The 6,988-nt window shown below is 39.0% G+C and carries 5 protein-coding genes; 1 reads left to right on the plus strand and 4 read right to left on the minus strand.

What is annotated here, in order from left to right:
* Entirely contained in the window at window positions 1–1,065 is a 1,065-nt protein-coding gene (locus tag H514_RS0112360) for an undecaprenyldiphospho-muramoylpentapeptide beta-N-acetylglucosaminyltransferase (protein ID WP_027447248.1), read from the minus strand.
* 117 nt (window positions 1,066–1,182) lie between these two features.
* Here H514_RS0112360 and H514_RS0112365 point away from each other — a divergent pair, with 117 nt between their 5' ends.
* A complete protein-coding gene (locus tag H514_RS0112365) occupies window positions 1,183–2,523 on the plus strand; it encodes an MATE family efflux transporter (protein WP_027447249.1) in 1,341 nt (446 codons plus the stop codon).
* A gap of 297 nt (window positions 2,524–2,820) precedes the next feature.
* On the opposite strand, the gene H514_RS0112370 is transcribed toward H514_RS0112365, so the two are convergent.
* The 3 genes from H514_RS0112370 to safA form a co-directional block, all read right to left on the minus strand.
* Entirely contained in the window at window positions 2,821–4,248 is a 1,428-nt protein-coding gene (locus H514_RS0112370) for an aldehyde dehydrogenase family protein (protein ID WP_027447250.1), read from the minus strand.
* Between the two features lie 150 nt (window positions 4,249–4,398).
* Entirely contained in the window at window positions 4,399–5,610 is a 1,212-nt protein-coding gene (locus H514_RS0112375; protein ID WP_027447251.1) for a NupC/NupG family nucleoside CNT transporter, read from the minus strand.
* Between the two features lie 310 nt (window positions 5,611–5,920).
* Window positions 5,921–6,541, minus strand: coding sequence for a SafA/ExsA family spore coat assembly protein (gene safA, locus H514_RS0112380; protein ID WP_027447252.1), 621 nt, complete (start codon window positions 6,539–6,541; stop codon window positions 5,921–5,923).
* Window positions 6,542–6,988 lie beyond the last annotated feature (447 nt).

Here is a 6,988-nt window from a genome sequence, read left to right on the forward strand (position 1 = left end):
TCAGACATTTTTAATGATTTCCATAACTTTTTCTTTAGCTCTCTCATTTTGATACTGTTCCATGTTTTCCAGAATTTGATCCTTTTCTTCTTGAAGTTGCTCAACTTCTTGTAAGAAACGATCCTCTTCCAGCTCTTCTTCCTCAACCATTCGTGCAAATCCTTGTTTAACAAAAGATTGGGCGTTCACAATCTGATCCCCTCTACTAGCATAGCGAGATAACGGAATTAAAAGCATTGGTTTTTTTAATGCTAGAAATTCAAATATTGCATTAGACCCCGCACGAGAAACAACAAAATCTGTTATAGCAAATAAGTCAGTCAGCTCTTCATTTACATATTCAAATTGAGCGTAACCCTGTCTTTGAATATCCTCATCTTTATTTCCATGACCACACAAATGCACAATTTGAAACTTCTCTAGTAGTGGGTCAAGATTACCTCGAATGGATTCATTTATCTTTTTCGAACCAGAGCTTCCTCCCATAACAAGCATGACGGGCTTTTGCTTTGTGAACCCACAAAGTGAATAGCCTTTTAGAGGATCACCTTCAAATAATTCATCTCGGACTACAGCTCCAACCCATTCAGCCTTCTGTTTAGGTAAATGCTCCATGGTTTCCGGAAATGTAGCTAATACCTTTTTCGCAAATGGAATGGCTAATTTATTGGCGAGGCCCGGTGTGTAATCTGACTCATGAATCACAGCTGGAATACCGTTTAACTTAGCAGCTGTAACAACAGGAACAGAAACAAACCCCCCCTTCGAAAATACAACTTGAGGTTTTCGTTTTCTTAATATGGATAAAGCTTGAACAGTTCCCTTTAAGACTTTAAATGGGTCCTTGAAATTTTCCTTTGAAAAATAACGTCTTAGCTTTCCTGTAGAGATAGAATAATATGTCACACCTTCCAAAGGCTCAATTAGCTTACGTTCGATTCCATCATAAGATCCTATATAGTCAACTTCCCATCCCTCTTTTTGAAACATAGGGATGAGTGCTAGGTTAACGATCACGTGCCCTGCAGTGCCGCCTCCTGTAAATAAAATACGTTTCGATGTCATATTTAGTCGTCCTTTCTTCAGCAAGTAGGAAGTCCGTTATTTTAAGCGCTTTTCTACAATATATGCTATAATCCCTCTTATCGTATTAGAAATCATACAGAAAAGGAAGAGAGAAATATGTACAAAACAGATTCTATACAACAAAAAATGAAATTGTTTCTTCTCATCCTATTTCCTATTCTAATTACTCAATTAGGTATGTATGCCATGAACTTTTTCGATACAGTTATGTCTGGTAAAGCCGGTGCCGAAGACCTAGCTGGTGTTGCTATTGGCTCAAGTCTTTGGGTTCCCATATTCACAGGTGTGAACGGCATCCTGATGGCTCTTTCTCCTATCGTAGCACAATTGTCAGGTGCAGATAAAAAGGAAGATGTTCCCCATGCGGTTCAGCAAGGCTTATACCTCTCCATTGCTATGGCTGTTATCGTTATGATTATAGGATACTTTTTGTTAGATCCTTTGTTAGCCATGATGGACCTTGAACAAGACGTACGATCTATTGCTAAATTTTACTTGGTCGCTTTGAGTACAGGAATTATTCCATTGTTCATCTTTAACTTACTTCGATGTTTCATTGATGCATTAGGGCATACAAGAATAACGATGATCATTATTTTGTTGTCTCTACCTATTAATATTGTGTCCAATTATGCATTCATATTTGGGAAGTTAGGTATGCCTGCATTAGGTGGGGTTGGAGCAGGTGTTGCTTCAGCTATTACGTATTGGATCTCCTGCTTCATTATTGTTGGAGTTACATGGAAAGTACGACCGTTTGCAAGTTACTCCATCTTTACTCAAATGAAGAAGCCCTATTTCAAAACGTGGTGGGAGCAGCTGAAAATTGGTGTGCCGATTGGTTTTGCTATATTTTTTGAAGTAAGTATCTTTGCAGCTGTTACTTTGTTTATGAGTGCTTATGACACAGCTACCATTGCAGCTCACCAAGCAGCGATAAACTTTGCCTCGTTTCTTTACATGATTCCCTTGAGCATATCGATGGCGCTTACCATAGCAGTGGGTTTTGAAGCTGGTGGTAATCGGGATCGTGACGCACGCCAATATAGTTTTATGGGAATCATCATAGCGGTTGGAATGGCCATATTAGGTGGAGTTGCCATCTATGCTTTCGATGATCCTGTAGCCCGTATGTATAGTGATCAAACGGTCGTTATTGAAATGACAAAGCACTTCTTATTTTATGCGATTTTCTTTCAACTAGCGGACGCGTTTGGTGCTCCACTACAAGGAGCTTTACGAGGCTATAAAGACGTGAACATCACCTTAGTTATGGCGTTTATCTCTTACTGGATTATTGGTTTACCAAGTGGATATTTGTTTGCAAACTTTACTTCCTTTGGCCCTGCTGGCTATTGGATGGGGCTCATTATCGGTTTAAGCGCAGGAGCCCTAACATTGTTATTTCGACTCATATCAATTCAGAAACAAAAATAATTGTCGTAATATTTATTCTCTCGCTATTTCCTCGGAAATATTGTAGAAAATTGGAATATTAAAAGGTCAGCCATTACGCGGCTGACCTTTTATTTTGAGTAAAGAAAGTATAAGTTGTAGCGCTTAGATGTCTAGCTCCAGCGCCCAGCAACGAAGGGACTTGGGCCCACACGACGTGGGTCAGATCGACGTTGTCACAGGACGTGACGAATTCACTTTGTTCATCGTGTTTCCTTTATCGTACTACGGGCTCAGTCCAGTCCCTTCGTTGCTGAACGGGCGCTTGCGCTTTTCTTACTAGTTTTGTAGATTCATAACGATCAATCGCTCTTCTGTCATTTCGTCAATGGAATACTTTGGACCCTCTTTGCCCCAACCACTGTTTTTAACGCCACCATAGGGCATAAGGTCAACACGGTATTGAGAGGCATCGTTAATCATGAAGCCTCCTACTTCAACTTTTCGTGCTGCTTTAAAGGCTTTATCCACGTTTTTAGTAAAGATACCGCCTTGCAATCCATAATCAGAGTTATTGACTTCATTTAAGCATTCCTCAAAATTAGAGAAGGACATTAATGTCACAACTGGAGCAAATAGCTCTTCACAAACGACCTTCATATTATGGTCTGTGTTCGCTAAGACAGTTGGTTCAAACAATGCTCCCTCTCTCTGTCCCCCGAAAAGTACTTCAGCACCTTGACCTTTAGCTTCTTGGATCCATTCTTCAACACGTTCCGCCTCATCTTCACTAATCATTGGGCCAACATCCGTTTTATCATCGAACGGATCACCAACATGCAAGTCTTTAATTGCATCAAGAAGCTTTTCTCTAAATTCTTTCATAACGCTATCGTGTACATAAATACGTTGCACCGATATACACACTTGACCAGCATATGCAAAGCTCTTTTGAGCCAGTGTCTTGGCAGCCAGGTCAATGTCTGCCTCTTCATCTACAATGACAGGAGAGTTGTTTCCTAATTCTAATATCAATTTATTTAAGCCAGTATTTTGCTTTAACTTTAGTCCTACTTCAGCACTGCCTGTAAACGTGTATAAGTTAATTCGTTTATCTTTCATCATTTGATTACCTACTGTTGAACCAGATCCTACAACTACATTTAAAAATCCAGCTGGTAGACCCGCTTCCTCAAACAATTCGGCTAGCTTTAATGAAGATATAGGTGTTGCACTTGCAGGTTTAAGTACAACCGTATTTCCAGCTGCAATCGCTGGAGCAATTTTATGCGCAACAAGATTTACTGGGAAATTAAAAGGACTTATCGCGCCTACAACTCCCACTGGAACTTTTAATGTGAACGCCATTCGATTTTCTGATCCAGGCGCCGCTTCGACAGGCACCCCTTCTCCATGTATACGCTTTGCTTCTTCAGCAGCTAACTCAAACGTTTGAGTAGCACGGTCAATCTCTGTTCTTGCTTGTTTAATCGGCTTCCCTGCTTCACTTGTAATGTTCTGAGCAAGCTCTTCTTTCCTTACTTGAAGAAGCTCACTGACTTTATTTAAAATCTTATAGCGTTCATAGGGTGATAAGTCTGTATGTTTATAAGCATGATGAGCACTATGGATCGCTTCCTCTACATCTTTTTCACCTGCTTTAGACACTTCAGCATATACTTCCCCTGTATATTTGTTTTTCACGTTTGCTTTGTCTTGGGTTTCTACCCATTTTCCATTAATGAATAATCCATACTGATCCGGCATTGGTCCTCCACCCCTTTTTTCGTATTGATCTCTTAGGTTAAATTTCCAAATAAATGTTTGTTTAAACCTGATGCAATATCTTAGAGGTTAGAATATAAAAAAACTGGAATAAACAAGTGTATGTTTATTCCAGTTCTATTATCCAATATTTTATAGGAATAATCCAGCGATAGTAGCTGAAAGAATTGAACCTAGTGTTGCACCGATAAGCAACTTAAGACCGAACTTCGAAACGGTTGCACCTTTTTTACTGTCGATACCTTGAACCGTACCAGCAATAATACCGATGGAAGAGAAGTTCGCAAAGCTCGTTAAGAATACAGATACAATACCAATTGTTTTATCAGATAGAGCACCATCTGCAATCATTGGTGAAAGCTGTAACATTGCAACGAATTCGTTCGTAACAATCTTTGTACCCATCAGGCTTCCCGCTTGGATTAACTCTCCGGAAGGAATACCCATTAAGAACGCAATTGGCGCTAGGATATAACCTAGAATCTGTTGTAACGTAACACCAGCAAAGATCATTTGAATTACTGAGTTCACAAGCTCAAGGGAAGCAATAAACGCAACAAGCATAGCTGCTACAATTAGTGCAATTTTACCGCCATCTAGTGCACCATTACCCATTGCTTCGAAAAAGCTTTTTGCATTAGAAACTTCCTTGATATCTACAACATCTTCTTCCTTAGGTACTTTAACCGGAGCAATAATGGAAGCCAAAATTAATGCAGAGAACATGTTTAGCGGTAATGCCACTAATACATATTGTTCAGGAATCATCTGCATGTAAGCCCCTACAATTGAAGCCGAAACAGAACCCATTGCAGAAGCACTTACAATATAAAGACGGTTCTCACTCAAGTGGTGGAACTGAGATTTAATTGCTAATAATGCTTCAGATTGTCCAAAGAAGATACTGTTAACGGCGTTAAAGGATTCAACCTTCGGAAGGCCTGTGATCCATGAAAGAAATGCACCAATATATTTAATTATCGTAGGTAAAATCTTTAGATACGTTAGTACTGATAAGATTGTTGCAAAGAAAATAATTAATAAGAGCACGTCAAAGAAGAAGATTTGAGAAGGATCTCCATTGTCCATTGGAACACGAGCAACGCCTCCAAGGATAAAGTTAACTCCCTCTTTACCATATTTGATGAGCGCATCAAATATTCCAGAGATAAATTTTACGATTATCTCTCCAATTTTCGTGTTAAACATAAACCATGTTGTTGCAAGTTGCAAAAGAATCATGATACCAATTGCTACATAATTAATGTTTTTTCTGTCGTTAGACATTAAAAATGCAATACCAAGAACAACTACAATAGCAAGCAAACCAAGAAGAATACCCATGATGAGCCAGCCTCCCCTTTCAATAATGTTTATTTTAAAGTGTATTTCAGGAGTTATGAAAATGCTTTCATTCCTACCTTCCGAGAAAGATTGTATCAAGTTGTCGGACGTCTAGCAAATGCAAACTTTTCCAAAACCCCTGATAATCATGTTTAACCCCCGTAATGACGGGGAATTTTTAATTTCTTAAAAACTTTATGTCTTGTCTTATACTGTCCTCCTCTGTGGTTTTAATGTGTATTTTAAAGATTTTTATATTTTTCGATATAGAAAAAGTCAGCCTCATACGAGCTGACTTTTTCTATCTTACTTATTTTCTTATAAACATCTGTGTCCAATAATGACCGTAACTTCCACCTTTTGCATACCCTACTCCAATATAAGTAAGTTCACGATCTAGAATGTTCTTACGGTGCCCTGAACTGTTCATCCATGCATTTACTACAGCTCTTGCAGATGTTTGGCCAGCAGCAATATTTTCAGCAGCTTTCGTGTATTGAACATTGAACGATTTCATCATTTGAAAAGGTGAACCATATGTTGGTGAGTTGTGAGAGAAGTATCCTTTATCTCTCATATCTGCAGATTTGTATCTAGCCACACGAGAAAGTTGCCAATCTGCTTTTAGTGCAGGCAAACCGTGTTTAGCACGCTCTTGGTTTGTTAACTCAATTACTTGTTGTTCAATAGATTTAATATTAGGCTTTAATGGAATTGTAACCTGATCCCCAGGATAAATTAAGTCTGGGTTTTCAAATTGAGGGTTGGCATTAATAATTTCTGAAAGACCAATTTGATACTTTTTTGAAATTTTCCATAGCGTATCCCCACTCTTAACTGTGTAAGTATCGGATTGTGCATGTGTAACATTTGGTAACATGAACACGAAAAACAAGCCTACCATTAAAAAAGGCAATAACAGTTTCTTCATGTAAATTCGCTCCTTCTTAATTAAGTAATCAAGAGTAGTTTGCCTAATTTTTCTTGTATTACTCATAAAAGTTTGAAGAACTGTATATTACCTTTTTTATTCAGTTTAATGGCAGGGTTGTTGGAGACTTGAAACTGAGAGGAGTCCGTTGCTGTTGTGTGATTTGTTCCGGTCAGTGAAACGGCAAGCCTGTTGTGGAAGAAAAGCCGAGCCTCCTCGTGCCTGCGGGGTCTCGTCTTCCCTTTGTTACCACGACAGTTTGCCGTTTCCTTCCCTCCACGCGATTATGGAGATTAACGGACCATAATTTGGACTTTCTCAACTCATATTGATTGGATATCGTATTCAGAGAAGTTGCTCAGAACCTTGTCATGATAGTGTTACACTACCTGGAATCCGACCACCTCATCCCAGAATTACGGCGGTTCCGTTAGTCACCATTCGGCT

This window comes from Pontibacillus marinus BH030004 = DSM 16465, assembly GCF_000425225.1.
Lineage (GTDB): Bacteria > Bacillota > Bacilli > Bacillales > BH030062 > Pontibacillus > Pontibacillus marinus.

What these genes read in the sequence shown, in the direction of transcription:
- safA (WP_027447252.1), bottom strand. Translation starts at nt 6,541, where the DNA reads ATGAAGAAACTGTTATTGCCTTTTTTAATGGTAGGCTTGTTTTTCGTG.
- H514_RS0112365 (WP_027447249.1), top strand. Translation starts at nt 1,183, where the DNA reads ATGTACAAAACAGATTCTATACAACAAAAAATGAAATTGTTTCTTCTC.
- H514_RS0112375 (WP_027447251.1), bottom strand. Translation starts at nt 5,610, where the DNA reads ATGGGTATTCTTCTTGGTTTGCTTGCTATTGTAGTTGTTCTTGGTATT.
- H514_RS0112370 (WP_027447250.1), bottom strand. Translation starts at nt 4,248, where the DNA reads ATGCCGGATCAGTATGGATTATTCATTAATGGAAAATGGGTAGAAACC.
- H514_RS0112360 (WP_027447248.1), bottom strand. Translation starts at nt 1,065, where the DNA reads ATGACATCGAAACGTATTTTATTTACAGGAGGCGGCACTGCAGGGCAC.